Genomic DNA, 17,260 nt, shown 5'->3' on the forward strand with positions numbered 1-17,260 from the left:
CTTTGGTGCACGGAACCTGGGGTTCTGTACACTTATCTTTTTTGTAGTGTTTCCTGTAACTCGTCATGAAGGCGAAGCCGAAATGCGGGAAATCGTTCCCCCGGGTACTCAGCTGTTCTACTGGCACAATATTACAATATGAAACCCGCAATACGGCCGCAGGCCTGCTTACGGGCTACTGTTTTTTGTAAAAAAATGGTGCCAGGAAAATTTGGGACACACGCCCTGAATTATAATGGCGTATTCAAAAAACGTGCATAACGGCTGATCGGTTATTGATTGAAATCTATGGCAAGATCTTGCCAGCAGCTGGAGTAATCCAATTGTCGGGCAGGGTGGGAGATTGCACGTTTATTGATTAGCCATGGTTCGCGGGTTTCAAACATAAAGGCCAGAGTATTTTCATATTTCGCCGGTTTGAGATCAGCCGTTGTTGCTTGCTGATAAGTGTCCTTATCAGGCCCATGAGCGGTCATACAGTTATGGATACTTACTCCGCCCGGAAGAAACCCTTGTTGTTTCGCATCATATTCTCCGGTGATTAAGCCCATCAACTCGCTCATGATATTGCGGTGGAAGTAGGGGGGTCTGAACGTGTTTTCAGCAACCATCCAGCGCGGTGGAAAAATAACGAAATCAAGGTTGGCAACGCCCGGTGTTTCGCTTTCCGACGTTAAAACGGTAAATATGGACGGATCGGGATGGTCGAAGCTTACTGTATTAATGGTGTTAAACAAGGCCAAATCATAACTGTATGGGGCGTAATTACCTTGCCAGGCTACGACATTTAACGGAGAGTGATGACTTTGTGCTGTCCATAGATTCTGCTGGTATTTGCATAAAAGTTCGACTTCCTCACGGTTAGTTACATAGGCGGCGCAAGGGTACTGAAAATGTCTTGGATTGGCAAGTCCGTTCGCGCCGACAGGACCTAGTTGCGGCAGTGTCAGCGGCGACCCCATGTTTTCACAGATATAACCGCAGGCGAGTGGGCTGATTAATTCAACCATAAAGACTACGCCTCTGGGAATTACCGCAATTTTTCCGGGCGCAACGGCCAGTTTTCCGAATTCGGTAAACAATAGTAATTCGCCAAGGTAGGGCACAATAAGCATTTCACCGTCGCTGTTACTGAAAAAACGCCGGTTCATGGAAACATTGCATTGATAGATATAGGCATTGTTACCCCGGTTGCCTGCAACGTGAAAAAGACCATCGACAAAATCCACGGGGTTTTCCGGAGGCGGGAGCGGGGACCATCGGTACGGATTAGGCGCCTGCAGAACATCGTAATCGACGAGAGTTGTTGTCCTGAAAGGTTTATAGTCCTGGTGTACAACGGAAGGTGCGGTGCGGTATAACCAGCTTTTCAAGTTGAGATGCCTTGGCCGGGTAAATGCGCTGCCGCTGAGTTGTTCGGCGTACAATCCAAAAGGGCATTGTTGCGGTGAATTCTGATTTTCAGGCAAAGAACCCGGGATTGCCTCGGTTTGATGGTGGTTGCCGAATCCTGCTAAATACACTGAGTATCCTCCTCTGAAAATAACGTCGTTAGCATAGCTCTTTTTGTCCAGGCTTGTCGAGGCGGATCATCCGTTCTTTTTATTCGACTAAGAGTAGATACCCAAGATACTTTAAAATGCAAGTTTTATGGGTATAATCCTGTGGCATAAAGTTTTATTAATGAGGTAGGGGCTATGGCTGGTCACAGTAAATGGGCAAACATTAAATTCAGAAAAGGGGTGCAGGATGCCCGGCGGGGGAAGATTTTCACCAAGCTGATTCGAGAAATCACGGTTGCAGCGCGTATGGGTGGTGGTGATGAAGACACTAATCCAAGGTTGCGCGACGCGGTGATCAAAGCGCTGAAAGCAAATATGAAGCGAGATACCATTGATAACGCCATAAAACGCGGTGCTGGCGGCATGGATGGTGAAAATATGATGGAAATGCGTTATGAAGGGTATGGCCCCGGTGGCGTGGCGATTTTAGTTGATTGTTTATCGGACAATAAAAATCGTACTGTTTCGGAAGTAAGGCATGCTTTTACAAAACATGGCGGAAATCTGGGAACGGATGGTTCGGTTGCCTATCTCTTTAATAAACAGGGAGAAATCCTGCTGGCACCCGATGTGAAGGAAGAAGATGCGATGGAACTGGCTATAGAAGCCGGCGCGGATGATGTGGTGATGGATGAGGGACAAATGGAAATCATTACCGGCCCGGAAAGCTATCACACGGTCATGGCCGCTTTACAAAAGGGGAATTTTGAAATCGAGCAATCACAATTAACGATGAGGGCACAAACCATGGTACCTCTCGAAAAGGAAACAGCGGAAAGCTTGATTAAATTGATTGATATGCTGGAAGATTTGGACGATGTGCAGGAAGTTCACAGCAATGCCCAATTTCCGGATGACTTGTTTGAATCGATGAACGGATGAGTATTATTTTAGGAATCGATCCCGGTTCACGGATTACGGGGTATGGGATAATCAGGGAGGAAAAACGAAGCATCTGCTACGTGGACAGCGGTTGCATTCGAACCTCGGAAGGACAATTAAGTCATCGTTTGCTGGAAATCTTTGACGGGATCTGTCAGTTAATGGATGATTATCATCCTGATACGGTGGCTATTGAACAGGTTTTTATACATCAAAACCCGAACTCCGCGTTAAAATTGGGTCACGCCAGAGGCGCTGCGATGGTCGCGGCGGCTTCGCATCGGGTGCCGGTCAGTGAATATTCCGCCCGTCTTGTCAAGCAATCCGTCGTTGGTTACGGGGCGGCACGCAAGGAACAGGTCAAGCAGATGGTTGTTCATTTATTAGGTTTGAGCAGCGCACCGCAAAATGATGCGGCGGATGCTCTGGCGATAGCGATATGCCATAGCCATATGCGGCATAGCGTCCTGGCTTTGCAACGGTCACGCTGAAGGAGAAGATAATGATAGGTTGGCTGCAAGGTACCATAATGGACAAACAGCACCCAGGAAAAATGGTGATCAACGTTAATGGAGTCGGCTATGATGTCGAGACATCTCTTCAGACTTTTTTTAATCTGGAATCTCAAACGAGTGAATCCATAGGGCTGCATATTCATACGGTGGTTCGAGAAGACGCATTGCTGTTGTATGGTTTTGTTAACAGACAGGAACGGGCTTTATTTCGTAACCTGATTAAGATCAATGGCATTGGACCCAAAGTGGCTATGAGCATTCTCTCAAGTGTTAGTGTCGGTGAGTTTATACAAGGTATTCATCAGCAAAATACGGCCATGTTGTCAAAAATTCCGGGGATTGGGAAAAAAACGGCCGAACGGTTAGTCATTGAAATGAAAGACAGTATCAAGCAATTTGACTCTATGAATATGGAGGCTGCTCTCTCGCTACAGACTTCTTCCACTTCCCCGCAGCGTGACCAGGCAGAGGCTATCAGTGCTCTTGAAGCTCTGGGCTATAAACCGCAGGAAGCTATGAGAGCGGTTGCTAAAGTTGATGATGGCAATAAATCCTGCGAGCAATTAATAAGACAGGCTTTACAGATATTGGCTGCAAGATGAAACGTGTACAGAACTTACGTCTCGTGTTTTTTATTCTCTATGCTTAAGCGGCCGGTAGCGTCGCTTTCAGCCGATAGTTTCATGTGTCGGTGAACAGGAAAATACACGCGTACGATAAGACCGGTTCCTTCGGTTGGCGAATCCAGCTCGACTTTGCCCCCATGCAGTTCAGTAATTTGTTGCACAATGGCCAGGCCAAGCCCGCTGCCCGGGCTTTTATTGCCCAGAACCCTGAAAAAACGCTCAAATACTCTTGCCTGTAATTCGCTGGGAATCCCCGGGCCATTGTCACAGACTTCCAGAACCAGATTATCATTTTCATGGTAAACACGAACAACGACTTTCCCCATCTCTTTACAGTACCGAATGGCATTATCAACCAGATTACGAACCAGAATACTGACGGCCGTGAGGTTGCCGGCAAATTCCGGCAGGTAATCGGCGTGTTCAAACTCCAAATCTATTTGTTTTTCTACGGCACTGGGAGCCAGCATGGCTAATACATCCCGGGTTATTTTAACCAGATTGACCTGATCAATGTCATTAATCCCGGACGCTTCGGGAACCAGTTTACTCATGGTCAGGAGTTGTTGAATGATATGAGTGCTGCGATTGACGCTGGCAATCAGTTTTTGCAGAGCCTGGTTTTTTTCTTCGACATTACTGGTATTAAGCGCGACCTGAGCCTGTGCCTTGAGTGCGGCTAATGGCGTTCGTAATTCATGGGCTGCGTCCGCGGCAAAACGTTTTTCTCGCTCAAATCCCTGCTGAAGTCGGTAAAAAAGCTTGTTCAACTCATCGATGACCGGCTTTATTTCTTCCGGAACTTCTTTCAAATCGACGGGATCCAGATGGGTCGGGGCACGATTGGCTACTTCCTGCGCAACTCGATCGAGACTGTCCAGACCCCTGCCAATAATGATCCAGATCAAAAGACCTGACAGCGGGAAGGTGAGCAGCATGATATAAAGATCATCCTGGGCGATGCGATGTCCCAGTTCGTTTCGAGTATCGTATCGTTCCGCCAGAACGGTTCGTATTCCTGCCTTCTCATTGTACGTTGTGAAAACCCGCCATTTCTGATCGGAAAGAACCTTGTCGCTGAAACCGTCTTCCTCGGCAATGAGCGGTGTTTTAGGAGCGGAAGAGGAATGGAGCAATAATTTTCCTCCGTTCGTCCAGACCTGAAAATTAAATTTGTCCAGGTAATTTTTGGGGGGCAGATCGTTTAAAAAACGATGTTTGTAATAATTCTCGATCTTTTCCGGAATGATTTCCAGGGCGTCCTGTATTTTGGTCAATGGTCGTTGATGGACATCGTCTCCAAGCAGTGCCTGATAAGACAGGGCGGAAATGGCCATCAAGGTATCGAGATGCTCCTGAATATCTTTTTGATCCAGATAATAGTTTCCGATGGCTGTCAGCGTTGTGGTGATGGTGATAGCCAGCAAGAGATTAATTAACAGGAACTTGCGTATGGACGATTTCACGGATATTAATTGCTCTCATTTTTTTCAGCCATATAACCAACACCACGGATGGTGCGGATATAATTGGCATTGAGTTTTTTACGCAGGTTATGGATGTGTACTTCCAGCGCGTTGCTATCCACGTCTTCATCCCAGCCATAAATGCTTTGCATCAGTTGTTCGCGTGATAAAACCTGTCCACTGTTTTCCAGAAGTTTTTGCAGCAGGGCGAACTCTCTTCGCGGGACATTAACTATGACGTTATCGACATAGACGGAGTGCGCCGCCGGATCGAGCATAATATTACGGTATTGCAATACGGAATCGGCACGCCCGGTAGAACGTCTGACCAATGCCCTGACCCGTGCGCTTAATTCATTCAGGTCAAATGGTTTGATCAAATAATCATCAGCACCGCTGTCCAAACCTTTGACCCGGTCTTCAATGGATTCCCGAGCCGTTAAAATGATGACAGGAGTCGTATTGCCATCATTACGAATCGACTGTAAAAAACCCAGGCCGGAGAGCTTGGGCAAGCCCAGATCAAGAATAATCAATTCAAAGGATTCCGACTTGACGGCTGCTCTTGCTGCCTCACCGTCTTTAAGCCAATCGACAACATATCCAAATTGAGTGAGACCGGTTTTAACGGCATCACCTAGCAATTCATCATCTTCAACCAGTAGCAATCGCATTGTTTGCTCCTAATATTTCGGCAGACTTTTTTCAGAGTCGGCCGAGGATTGTTGAACGACTTCCTTTTCAATCATATGCCGGCTTAAATAGATAGCCTGCAAAACCACAAAAATCAATGTTAATCCGGCACCTCCGAAGAGTTTAAAATTAACCCAGGTATCAGTGCTGAAATTGTAAGCGACATAAAGATTAAGAATACCCATAAAAATAAAAAATAAAAACCAGGCGTAATTTAATCGATACCATATTTTTATTGGTAAATTGATATTTTCTTCCATCATTTTCTGAATGATGGTTTTATTACCCACGAACCGGGAACCAAGAAAAAACAAGGCGGCAAACCAGTATATTCCTGTCGGTTTCCACTTGATAAACCAGGGATCGTGGAAAATCAAGGTAGCGGCTCCCAAAATAACAATAAGAGCCATGCTGGTTAAATGCATTTTTTCATAACGATGATGCTTCAGTCGATAAAAGGCGACTTGCCCGACCGATGCTATCATTGCAATCGCTGTGGCATAGTAAATACCGTACAGTTTATAGGTAAGAAAAAATAGAAGAACGGGGAAAAAATCGAAAAGTAGTTTCATGGTTGTTTACTATGTTGTACTTGTAAATAAGTATAACACATTATTTATGAAGAACTTGCAACTATACCGGAGATAAAGATTTAATTAAAGCCAAATAGTATTTATTTTAACTTACCAAGCCTGGTTTTCATCTTCTTCCGACTATGAAACCCGCAATACGGCCGCAGGCCTCCTTACGTGCTACTGTTTTTTGTAAAAGAGCCTAACCAATAATCAATCTTTGGCCCGGATGAATAAGCGTTATATTAATATGCGGATTCAAACGCTTCAGGGTAGACACTTTGGAATTAAACTGTTTGGCAATGCGGCTTAAACTGTCACCGGCTTTTACGATGTAGACACCGGCTTTTGGCGTTTTTTTCCAAATAATCAATTGCTGGCCTTTGCGTAGCGGCATTTTGGCATCAAGTACGTTCCAGTTACTGATTTCCGCGACGGACACGTTGTATTTTTTTTCCAGATTTTTGTACGTTTCACCCGATTGGACAATATGAACCACTTTATAAGGTTGACCAGATGTTTCCTGCGCCGGGGCATTAATGATGACCGGTTGTTTTGACGATGACAGAGTAGTATTTTTACTGCTTGGAATCAGTAAAAACTGCCCGGTCTTAAGTTTTTCAGAGCGCAACCGGTTCAGCTCCCGAATCAGTTTCACTGTCGTAAAATAACGACTGGCAATGGCGCTTAGCGACTCGCCTTTTTGTACTTGATGACGCATCCAGCTTACCCGTTTCTCTTCAGGAACATGCGCCAGATTACGATTGAATTTCGCGACCTTGTCGGTGGGAATAAGCAGTTTATACGGTTTATACGGCGCTGTCGCCCAGCGATTGTAGCCGGGATTCAGTTGAATAAGCTCTTTATACGTCATGCCGGCCATCTTTGCGGCATGATTTAAGTCAATCTGGCTGCCGATATTTACTTCCTCAAAATAAGGCGTATGAGGAATGTCCGGTAGTTTGACATGATATCGTTGCGGGTATTTGATGACTTCCGCTAACGCCAGCAGCCGGGGGACGTAAGCTCTGGTCTCGTTAGGCACTCTTAAATTCCAGAAACGGACATTGCGGAATCGTCCGCTGCTTTTGACCGCTCTTGAAATGGTTCCTTCACCGGAATCGTAAGCGGCAATAGCCAATATCCAGTCGCCATGAAAAAATTTGTTCAGATAGGCCAGGTAGTTTAAAGCGGCGTCGGTGGATGGCTGAATGCTTCGGCGTGCGTCAAACCACCAGTCCTGTTTTAAACCAAGAGTCGTACCTGTACCGGGCATTAACTGCCATAATCCCGCAGCGCCCGCTCCCGAGTAGGCGAAAGGGTCAAATGTGCTTTCAATCATGGGTATCAAGGCTAATTCGCCGGGGAGTTTTCTTTTTTTGATTTCTGTCGTGATGTGATAAATATAAGGTTCTGCTTTGGCCAGATATTGCAGGTAGCTGGGGTGAGCGACGATCCAGCGGATTTGTGCCTGTACTTCAGGCTGGGTGGTTTCGTGATTTAACTGGAACTGATTGCGAAGGACGTCCCATACGGAAGGAACTGAACGGGAATAAGCCGGATTAATTCCTCCGTAACTTATTAAAAAACAAATAAATAATCTTGCCAGCAGGGATAGCGTAACCTTCAATGTAACAGCCTGTACTGAATGAATGGGTTGCCAGTGTACTAAATAATTGTCAGGTGATAAACCTTTTTTTGTTTTTAAATTATACGAACAGGTTTCAAATAATTCGTGTTTGTTTTCGCAACCGTTTGAGATAAAGCGTAACAAATATCGAATAATCTATTGATATTAAAAGAAAATAGCATTTGACTGATACTTTAAAATAAAATATCAGTCAGTGTTTATTTTCATAAATCAGAATGTTTAATTGAATTTTGAAAACAGGAGTTCTTTGGGACGATCATGCTCGATGTGTTCTTGAACAGTTGACAGGAGTTGTTCGATATAGTCCTCCGAACGTGTTGTTGTTTTAGAGCGAAAGAAATCGTAAACAGGATGATTATGTTTTTTTACGATATTGTATAACTCGTGATCCTTTTTAAAATTTTCAATCTCCTCTTTGATGTCTTGCATGTCACCATTTTGTTTCTTAATATGTGCGACAAAGGCCAGAAGGATGCTACCCTTTTTTACACGCCCGGTTTTTCTGGATGTCTTCATGGACGCTGCGTGCGTTTTGAGTTTTTGTAGAATATCCCCGACATCCTTGGGCAGAGGATATTGTGATTCCGGAACATCAATATTTAAATAGGCTAATTGTTTTTCGGTTTTATTTCTCTGGTGCTGTTGCTCGGTCGCATGTCTGGATGCCCAGGCTTCGAATTTAAACGTTTTGCTATACTGTTCCTTGAATTTTTCTCCGAGCCAGGTGTGCATATCAGCCGTCGGGTGAACATCATCCCAAAACATATATCCTTCAGACGGAGAGATATGTTCCTTTCGATCAACAGGATCTGCCCAATGCTCGCTGAATTCTTCCGACTCGGTATAGGGTTGGGTTAATTTGCCTTTTTCGAAACCGTATTCTTCCGGGTTATCATACACTTGTGTCAATAGGGAACTGACGTCAAAAACGTCGAGAAACACAGGGGGCGAGGCGTCTTTATATTTTTCCTGCAATGCCCGACATTTTTTTGCCAATTGCTCGTTAAAGTGCTTTGACACCACTTGAGCGTTTTGCTGTTCTATTTCATCCTGGCGCTGATATCTGGGGGTTAAGGATAAATCAGGAAGGTTAAACAAGACGAAATTGCGGTAGCCATGTTCGATCAATTGTTCGATGTTTTTAATACGTTCCGCGACCGCTTTGTCCGCTTCCTCGTTAGTGGGCCTTTCGTTGACGGTGATTAAATCATTGGCACCGGACCATTCAATGACCAGAGTGTCGTTTTTTTCCTGTTCGGAAACGTCGTATTTTTCGTCATCGTTCAGTAATAATTCCCGCTTTTTTTCCAGCGTGGCAACAATTTCCCGCGCTCCCTCTTTCGAAAGATCAAACGTGAATTCCCCGGAATAATCATGCGCGGTCAACCCGCCTTCGCAATAAAACCGGGCGTATTGATGTCCTTCAAAAAAAACGTGGCCATCGTCATCAAGACTGAAGGCTTCTTCATTTCGTTCGCGAATGCCGCGCTCATCATCGAGGATTTTATCGGCCAAATCGGCGTTGTCCCTGGCATTTCTTTTAAGATGAGCTTTTCTGCGCGTGCGATCGATAAGGAATTGTTCCGCCATCCCCGCGGCAATAAAATCCCCCCAGAGAAAGCCGTTGGTAAACCGTCCTCTTGGTGATTTGCTGCTTAACCCGCTGAAATAACTCATGGGAATCAGACCAAACAATTTTCGTCGGTCCATCGTACCTTTATCAGACAAACTGTCACCTAAAACGACCACATGAGTCATGGACTTTGGTTTCGTCACACTATTATCCTGAATAAGTCTTCTATAAGAGGATATTATATACAATATGATCAAATAATGTAAGGATGTGCGGATGGATTAATGTACAAATCTGTAGCTCGCAAGAAGGCTACAAATAACTTTCAGGAAAAATGATCCTTTCCCTCTCTTATGGTGGTAAAAATAGCCAGTGAGTCCTTTGTGCTGCCGCCTTTGGCACGAACGTAATCTTGTACTTCCTCACTATGAGTCCGGAAAAAGGGATTGATGGTTTTTTCCCGGGCGATCGTTGAAGGAAGGGTGCATGTTTTTGAGCTATCCGATAACCGGGAAAGATATTGTTGTACATCCTGGTTTTGAGGCTCTACGGTCGCTGCGAAACGAAGATTCTGACGAGTGTATTCATGGGCACAGTAGATTTTGGTCTGGTCGGGAAGGGATTTTAAACGGTGCAGGGAATCGTGCAGTTCCTTCATGGTTCCGTCGAAAACACGTCCGCAACCGGCTGAAAACAAGGTGTCTCCGCAAAAAAGAAGGCCGTGGTTTTCCTCATACAGGCTGATATGGGTCGATGTGTGGCCGGGTGTGCCCAGGACTTTGAACTGTAAGGAATCAAGAAGGATCAGGTCATCGGGGTGAAGGATGTGAGTGACATGAGATATACGTGTATCATTGGGTCCATAAATGGCGGCATCGGGAAAACGGCTATGCAAATCGCCAACGCCGCCTGTATGGTCGAAATGGTGATGAGTCAGCATGATGGCGTTAAGATCTAACCCATGATGTTGTAAAAACCGCAGCACCGGTGACGCGTCGCCCGGATCAACACAGATTGCCGTGTGGTTTTTTTCGTCGATCAACATCCAGATGTAATTGTCCGAAAAAGCGGAAACAGGTTCGATGTTCATGAGTGACTCCATTTTATCGTGCTTATGATTCTAGCAGAAAAGAAGCCTGTTTTGGGTTGAAAAAAGATTTAAGACAGGTCAAAACCACCTTCATTTCCTCGGCAAGTACATAGGGCGGGTTTATAATCCACAGTCCGCATCCCCACATTCCGGAACCCGGTGTTGGAGTCAGGGAAAATTCAATACGCAGTTTGTTCTTAACAGGTATTTTGTTCATTTCTCTAAGGAGTTGCTGGTGACAGTATGGGTCAACCAGAGGATACCACAAACAGTAAACACCCGTCGCAAAACGCTGAAAAGCTGAATTTATCGCTTGCGGAATGAGCTTGTATTCCGTTTTAACCTCATAGGATGGATCAATAAAGATCAAACCTCTTCGTTCCGGTGGCGGAAGCTGTGATGTGAGTCTGGAAATACCATCCGATTCACTCAAAAATACGCGTTTTCCATCATGCGGCAACCGTTGCAGACACGCAAATTCCTGTGGGTGTAATTCACAGAAAAACAAGCGATCCTGACTACGGAAATGTTCAATGGCAATGGCAGGGGAGCCGGGATAATAGCGTAATTCCCGATTGGGATTAACGTTGATCAAGCTATGTCGATAGCAGGAAAAAATATCTGGCCACTGTTTTCTTTGCGGCCATAAAAGGCCAATGCCCTGATGATATTCTCCGGTTTTACCGGATTTGCTGTCACGTAAATCGTAAAGCCCGGAGCCGGAGTGGGTTTCAAGATAAAAAACCGGTTTGTCTTTTTGAGTCATGTAATTGATAAGCCGGGTGAGCGTGACGTGTTTGATGACATCGGCAAAATTTCCGGCGTGATAACCGTGTTGATAGCTAAGCATATAGGTTCGGTTGACTGTATTGAACGGATGATTATAACGCTATTTGGCGTCCCGATCCCTGTTTTTTTGTCTTGTAGCGGGATATGTATCGTTGATCAGGAACTTCTTTATTTACTATTTTGCAAATGCACTATACTTATAACATCGGAAAATCAATACGGAGGCGGTTATGGGCTTGCATAAAGAGCATGATGAGAGCTATTCGTTTTCAGATTTTTCACTGGAGGAAGATGCGGAAGATTTAAATCGTAAAAAATATTTGCGCAGAAAGCTTGAAGAACGTCTGGAAAGAAAACGATTAAAACAGGAATTTGATGAACTCGATGGGGAATTCGACTGGGATGAACTCGACAGGTAATCAATAGCAGGCAGATTTTGCGCACTTGGCTATTTTCAGGCTGCAAAACAAGTCTGATTGGTTCATTCATTATGAGAAATTGTTGCCAGTTCCTGGAACAAGGCAAAGCCAGATAACCGTGTGTTCTGAAAGGTGTTGGGTCTACACCAGCAACCAGGTTCTATTTTTCGCAATCAAGGTGATACCGGTATTAATAACAGGCTATCAACCTTTTACAGGCAATAAATACTGATTATACTGTTAATTTCCTGATTATTTTGAGTAAAATACTCCAATGGTCAATGACGCGAGTGGACTATGCTTAGTGTGATTATTATCGCCAAAAACGAAGGGGCAAATATTGGACGTTGCCTGGAGTCCGTGAAGTGGGCGGATGAAATTATCGTACTGGATTCCGGCAGCACCGATAATACGGTTGAAATTGCCAGCCAATATACAAAAAATGTTTACCAGACCGACTGGCAAGGCTATGGGATTCAGAAACAACGAGCGCTTCAAGCGGCCAGTGGAGACTGGATTTTAAACCTTGACGCCGATGAGTCGGTCAATGAAGAATTAAAAGCCGTGATCAAAGATGCCATAGCATCCAATGAGGCGGATGCGTACCGTATCCCGATTTGTATGAATTTTTATGGCAAGGTCATGCGCTATTCTTCCAGTCCGAAACGCCACATACGTCTTTTTAAACGCGAGGGCGCTCGATACAGTGAGGACATCGTACATGAAAAAATCCTCTTGCCCGCTGATGCCCGGGTAGGAAAAATATTGGTGCCTATCATGCATCACTCTTATCGTGATGTGAGCCATGCGCTTTATAAAATGAACCGTTATTCCTCCTACACGGCCAAAATCAGAAGGAAAGATCGGGTGGCGCCATCCTTTATGCAGGTACTGTTTTCAGCCGGCTGGATGTTTTTCCGATGTTTTATTCTGCAACGTGGTTTTCTGGATGGTAAAGAAGGTTATCTGCTGGCTATTTTTAACGCGGAAGGCGCGTTTTACCGGGGAATCAAGCAAATTTACCCGGATCAAAATATCCATAAATTACCGGAAGTGTCTGCCGCTGCCAGTAAACCCAATCAATAATAGCTCGTTTAGGTTCTGTGAACCAAAATTTTCACAGCTGTTAAAATGACAATTTAAATTGTTCCCAGTAACTATTGTAAATGGCTAATGTCCGTTCACCGACATCACGTTGAAAATGAGCCCGTTTCATCGTTTTTGAGTCCGGATAAATGGTTTTGTTGTTGCGGATTTTTTCAGGAAGGCGTGATCGTCCTTTTTCGTTGGTGATGGCATGCCCTTCTATCAAGGCAATACTTTCGCCGCTTTCAGGTTTTAGCATAAAATTAATAAACTCGTAGGCTTCGTTTAAATGAGGCGGGTTTTTGGGAATCGCCAGGCAATCTACCCAGACCACAAAACCGTCTTTCGGAAAGTGAAATCCAATAGCGCTGTTTTCTGCCCGGGCTTTAAACGCGTCGCCATTCCAGGATGCCCCCAAAGACGCGTCCTCATCAATCATAATGGCCTGCACACTGTCACTGGCAAATAATTTGATGTTGGGGATCAGCTTTAACAAATGTTGGTAGGCCGCTTTGATATGTTCAGGATTATCATCATTGGGATTAAATCCGAGGCTCATCAGGGCTATGGCAAACACTTCTCTTGAATCGTCCAGTAACATCAACTGATTCCGCCATTTTTTCTGCCATAATTGCTGCCAGCTATCGGGCGGATTGGCAATGTTTGTTCGATTATAAAAAATGCCCGTTGCGCCCCAAATGAGAGGGATACTGTATTGATTGCCGGGATCGTAATCATTTTCAACAAAACGCTCGGCAAGATTTTTCAGGTTGGATAAACGGTTATGATCCAGCTTGTTTAACATACCCAGCTTTTGCATTCGCTCCACAAAATAAGCCGAAGGTAAAATAACGTCATAAATAGTTTTGCTACTCGCTTTTAATTTGGCGTACATGGTTTCATTGCTGTCGTACGTGGAGAAATTAACCTTGACACCGGTCTCCTGTTCAAACTGGCGGATAACTTTTTTAGGAATTTCTCCTCCCCAAACGTACACGTTCACCACCCGGTTAGCAAATAAGGAAGGTGATAGGGTAGTTAAGGCAACAAGGAAAAAAATCTTAAGCATCATACGGTTTTTCCCGAGAGGCGGTGTGCGAGTATAACGAGAATCATTGATAACACGAATGTAAATGAACACAGGGCGTTTAATTCCGGTGTGACCCCCGCCCTGACCAGCGAGTAAATGGTTAGTGGTAGAATATTGAAGTCTGGCCCGGCTACAAAATAGCTGATGATGACGTCATCAAAGGAAAGCGTGAAACAAAGAAGAAAACCGCTTAACACCGCAGGCCACAGAAGTGGTAAAAGTATTCGAGTCAGTGCGATAAAGCGACTTGCCCCCAAATCGAGGGCGCTGAAATAAATGTTGGGATCCAGGGTATTGATTCGTACATTAATAGTTATCATGACAAAAGGAAGACAAAAGGTGATATGGGCAATAAGCAGGCTGAAAAATCCCAGGGGGATATGTGCGAGGTTGAAAAAAATCAACAAAGCCACCCCTAAAACCAGATCAGGAATGATAATCAGCAGTAACAGGAGTGTGTACAAAATCGAACCATGCCTTGTCCGGTACAGAAATAAACGTACGGACGTTAATACCCCAAGAATCGTCGCTATCGTTGCGGCACAAAAACCCAGAAATACGGAATTTATAAACGCAGACCACAAGCCGCGATCATGAAGCAATTCCGAATACCAGCGCAGGGAGAACCCATGCCATTGCAGGGAAAATTTGGCATTATTCACGGAGTAGAGGATCAAAACCAGAATGGGCAGATACAGCAGGCTGTATACAAAGATCAAAAAGATTTTCTGGCTTAATGATTTCAATGTATAACCTCCTTGTCCTGATTACGATAAAAAAGCAGCAGGACTAGAAGTAACAAGGTCAATACCACGCTGGTTGCGGAGCCTTGCGGCCAGTTTTCCAGAACAAGAAACTGGTTCTGGATCAGGTTGCCAAGCAGGATGGAGCGAGCACCGCCCAATACGTTGGGAATGTAAAACAGAGTCATGGCCGGTAACATCACCAACAGACAACCGGCCATGATGCCGCTGGCCGTATTAGGCAAAAAAACACGCCGGAAAATATCCCAACGGCTGGCGCCTAAATCCCTGGCTGCCTCAATTAACCGGAAATCAAAGCGCTCCATGTTGGTAAAAATAGGCAGCACCATGAATGGAAACAGGTTGTATACCAGACCTGAAATCACCGCAAAATTGGTATATAACAGGGAAAGCGGGGCGTCAATCAGATGGAGTTTTAACAAAACGCCATTGAGAATCCCTTTAAATTTCAGTATGGCAATCAGTGAGTAAGTTCTCACCAGAGAACTTGTCCAGAAAGGAATAATAATCAGTAGTAACAACAGGGACTGATGCCTCGATTTTACCAGCAGGTAGCTGAACGGGTAGGCAATGGCCAGACAAAATCCGGTTGTGATAAACGCGATAAAAAGCGAGCGTAAAAGAATTTTTGCAAATATCGGATTAAGTAACGCGGTATAATTTTTCAGTGTTAAAGGCAACGTAACCAGATGGACACTGTCTCGCGACAGGAAACTGGCAATAACCACCAGTGACAGCGGTATGAAGCTGAAAAAAAATAACCACAGATAAAAAAGGGTCAGGGAGCGCGATTTAGTTTTCATTGGGCAGCAGCACCTCCCAACCGGGCAACCATTGTACCCAAACCGTTTCATTGGGGGCATATTCCAGTTTATCGTCGTCTTCGTCAAAAAACTCGGAAGCATTGATGACGGTACCGGACGTGAGGGAGACTTTGAGATCAACGGTGGAACCTTTATAGACAATATCTATAATTTTCCCCGGCAACATGGCCTCGGTTTCCTGAACTTCCGATAAACTCCAGACCCGAATGTCCTCGGGACGGACGATAAGATGAATTTGATCGCCGGATTTATAATTGGCGGTATTTTTGCATCGTATCGGTATCGATTCGATATTGACCGTCAAATGTTCCTGATCCGCATGTTCCACTCGGGTATTAAAAATGTTGGCCTCTCCAATAAAGCTGGCCACATGAAGATTGGCAGGTGTTTCATAGACTTCCCGGGGGGTGCCGATTTGTTCAATAATTCCGTGGTTAAATATAACAATCCGGTCTGACATCGATAACGCTTCTTCCTGATCGTGCGTGACAAAGATAAACGTCATGTTCAGGGTTTTCTGAAGTTGTTTTAGTTCATACTGCATGTCCTTGCGCAAACGGTAATCGAGGGAACTTAATGGCTCATCAAGCAGGAGTACCTGAGGTCTGTTGATAATGGCGCGAGCGATGGCAACCCGTTGTTGCTGGCCGCCGCTTAGTTTTTTGATGTTTCTTGCGGCAAAGGATTCAAGACGGACCAGGCGCAAAGCTTCATGAACACGGTCATTGATTTCCGCTTCATTGATTTTTTGGCACCGCAGTGCAAAAGCCACGTTTTCAAACACCGATAAATGCGGAAACAGGGCATAGCTTTGAAACACCGTATGGACATTTCTTTTTTGCGGAGGAAGGGCGTTAATACATTGGCCATTAATATAAATATCACCGCTTGAAGGTTGTTCAAATCCTGAAATCAGACGTAGAAGGGTGGTTTTCCCACAACCGGACGGACCTAGCAACGTAAGGAATTCACCATCCAGTACCGACAGGTTGAGCTGGTTTAAGATGGGGACATTGCCATAGGATTTGCATAATTCCCTGATTTCTATAAGTGGTACGGTCATGTATTGCGTCGGACAAAAGCGCAATTATGATTGTTGTGGATGACGTTGTCCAGATACATGTACACGGTTATCCTTTTACCAGGCTGCCACCTCTTCCGGGGACGATTGAAGACTGCAGAGTTCAGATACGCCGCCGTTATTACAAATGACCAGTCCGGCTGGATCCACGGTCAGAACACCGCCTTGCCATAAACAGCAACCATGTACATCCTGAAGATCCATGACGGCGTGTCGGGTACAGTAGCAGGAAGAGTAATAACCATTATTACAGACATAACGACCGGCGGATGAATCGCAGTAGCGAATACCTCCCATCTGTCCGCAACAGACATCCACGTCACAGCCTCTTGGGCAAGCCTGGCATTTCTGGGTACCGCAAAATCCGGCGTAAGCGGATGAAAGGCTGAACATCATAGTGATGAGTACGGCCAGTTGCATTAAACGTTGCATGACGGCTTCCACCTGTTCCTATATAACTCAGGATAGCATAAGTTTCTGAAGAAAAAGAAGTAAAAAAACAGTAGCCTGCAAAAAGGCCGTACGTCGTATTGCGGGTTACTCATTCAAATATTTTGCCTCGAAAGAGTTGTGCGTA

Annotated in this window: 18 protein-coding genes; 5 read left to right on the forward strand and 13 right to left on the reverse strand. The window is 44.9% G+C overall.

The features are described 5' to 3' along the window. Positions 1–272 precede the first annotated feature (272 nt). On the reverse strand, positions 273–1,523 hold the full coding sequence (hmgA, locus tag CKW05_RS06355) for a homogentisate 1,2-dioxygenase (protein ID WP_058482487.1): 1,251 nt from the start codon (positions 1,521–1,523) through the stop codon (positions 273–275). 174 nt (positions 1,524–1,697) lie between these two features. Between hmgA and CKW05_RS06360 the strand changes: the two genes are divergently transcribed. From CKW05_RS06360 to ruvA, 3 genes are read left to right on the forward strand one after another with little or no spacing between them, the layout of a single operon-like run. Continuing rightward, the gene (locus CKW05_RS06360; RefSeq protein ID WP_058482488.1) at positions 1,698–2,444 is read left to right on the forward strand and encodes a YebC/PmpR family DNA-binding transcriptional regulator; all 747 of its coding nucleotides are present in this window, start codon (positions 1,698–1,700) and stop codon (positions 2,442–2,444) included. Then, positions 2,441–2,935 carry a crossover junction endodeoxyribonuclease RuvC gene (gene ruvC / locus CKW05_RS06365; protein ID WP_058482489.1) on the forward strand — a complete coding sequence of 165 codons (495 nt, stop codon included), beginning with the start codon at positions 2,441–2,443 and terminating at the stop codon, positions 2,933–2,935. The genes CKW05_RS06360 and ruvC overlap by 4 nt, the downstream gene beginning before the upstream one ends. 11 nt (positions 2,936–2,946) lie before the next feature. After that, a complete protein-coding gene (gene ruvA, locus CKW05_RS06370; protein ID WP_058482490.1) occupies positions 2,947–3,561 on the forward strand; it encodes a Holliday junction branch migration protein RuvA in 615 nt (204 codons plus the stop codon). 14 nt (positions 3,562–3,575) lie between these two features. Here the strand turns inward: ruvA and CKW05_RS06375 are convergent, their stop codons facing one another. From CKW05_RS06375 to CKW05_RS06405, 7 genes are all read right to left on the reverse strand, one after another. Further along, positions 3,576–5,051: an ATP-binding protein gene (locus CKW05_RS06375; RefSeq protein ID WP_058482491.1), complete on the reverse strand. Its 1,476-nt coding sequence runs from the start codon at positions 5,049–5,051 to the stop codon at positions 3,576–3,578. A 5-nt stretch (positions 5,052–5,056) separates the two neighbouring features. Continuing rightward, the gene (locus tag CKW05_RS06380; RefSeq protein ID WP_058482492.1) at positions 5,057–5,725 is read right to left on the reverse strand and encodes a response regulator; all 669 of its coding nucleotides are present in this window, start codon (positions 5,723–5,725) and stop codon (positions 5,057–5,059) included. 9 nt (positions 5,726–5,734) lie between these two features. Beyond that, entirely contained in the window at positions 5,735–6,316 is a 582-nt protein-coding gene (locus CKW05_RS06385; protein ID WP_058482493.1) for a septation protein A, read from the reverse strand. 202 nt (positions 6,317–6,518) lie between these two features. Beyond that, entirely contained in the window at positions 6,519–7,946 is a 1,428-nt protein-coding gene (locus CKW05_RS06390) for a lytic transglycosylase (protein ID WP_231950707.1), read from the reverse strand. Between the two features lie 240 nt (positions 7,947–8,186). Beyond that, the gene (locus tag CKW05_RS06395) at positions 8,187–9,743 is read right to left on the reverse strand and encodes an SGNH/GDSL hydrolase family protein (protein WP_133141198.1); all 1,557 of its coding nucleotides are present in this window, start codon (positions 9,741–9,743) and stop codon (positions 8,187–8,189) included. A gap of 122 nt (positions 9,744–9,865) precedes the next feature. Then, complete coding sequence (gloB, locus tag CKW05_RS06400) at positions 9,866–10,630, reverse strand: hydroxyacylglutathione hydrolase (protein WP_058482495.1); 765 nt, start codon at positions 10,628–10,630, stop codon at positions 9,866–9,868. A 22-nt stretch (positions 10,631–10,652) separates the two neighbouring features. Further along, a complete protein-coding gene (locus CKW05_RS06405; protein ID WP_058482496.1) occupies positions 10,653–11,480 on the reverse strand; it encodes a 23S rRNA (adenine(2030)-N(6))-methyltransferase RlmJ in 828 nt (275 codons plus the stop codon). Between the two features lie 169 nt (positions 11,481–11,649). Between CKW05_RS06405 and CKW05_RS06410 the strand changes: the two genes are divergently transcribed. Further along, positions 11,650–11,838 (forward strand): hypothetical protein, encoded by a 189-nt coding sequence (locus CKW05_RS06410; RefSeq protein WP_058482497.1) that lies wholly within the window; start codon positions 11,650–11,652, stop codon positions 11,836–11,838. Positions 11,839–12,135: 297 nt separating this feature from the next. After that, the gene (locus CKW05_RS06415; RefSeq protein ID WP_058482498.1) at positions 12,136–12,924 is read left to right on the forward strand and encodes a glycosyltransferase family 2 protein; all 789 of its coding nucleotides are present in this window, start codon (positions 12,136–12,138) and stop codon (positions 12,922–12,924) included. Positions 12,925–12,964: 40 nt separating this feature from the next. Here the strand turns inward: CKW05_RS06415 and CKW05_RS06420 are convergent, their stop codons facing one another. The 5 genes from CKW05_RS06420 to CKW05_RS06440 form a co-directional block, all read right to left on the reverse strand. Then, positions 12,965–13,996, reverse strand: a complete 1,032-nt coding sequence (locus CKW05_RS06420; protein ID WP_231950710.1) for an ABC transporter substrate-binding protein — start codon at positions 13,994–13,996, stop codon at positions 12,965–12,967. After that, positions 13,993–14,760 (reverse strand): ABC transporter permease subunit, encoded by a 768-nt coding sequence (locus CKW05_RS06425; protein ID WP_058482499.1) that lies wholly within the window; start codon positions 14,758–14,760, stop codon positions 13,993–13,995. The genes CKW05_RS06420 and CKW05_RS06425 overlap by 4 nt, the downstream gene beginning before the upstream one ends. Further along, entirely contained in the window at positions 14,757–15,581 is an 825-nt protein-coding gene (locus CKW05_RS06430; RefSeq protein ID WP_058482500.1) for an ABC transporter permease, read from the reverse strand. The genes CKW05_RS06425 and CKW05_RS06430 overlap by 4 nt, the downstream gene beginning before the upstream one ends. After that, positions 15,571–16,665, reverse strand: a complete 1,095-nt coding sequence (gene potA, locus CKW05_RS06435; protein WP_058482501.1) for a spermidine/putrescine ABC transporter ATP-binding protein PotA — start codon at positions 16,663–16,665, stop codon at positions 15,571–15,573. The genes CKW05_RS06430 and potA overlap by 11 nt, the downstream gene beginning before the upstream one ends. A 75-nt stretch (positions 16,666–16,740) precedes the next feature. Next, a complete protein-coding gene (locus CKW05_RS06440) occupies positions 16,741–17,115 on the reverse strand; it encodes a hypothetical protein (RefSeq protein WP_058482502.1) in 375 nt (124 codons plus the stop codon). Positions 17,116–17,260 lie beyond the last annotated feature (145 nt).

Origin of the sequence: Legionella spiritensis (assembly GCF_900186965.1) — a bacterium.
GTDB lineage: Bacteria > Pseudomonadota > Gammaproteobacteria > Legionellales > Legionellaceae > Legionella_C > Legionella_C spiritensis.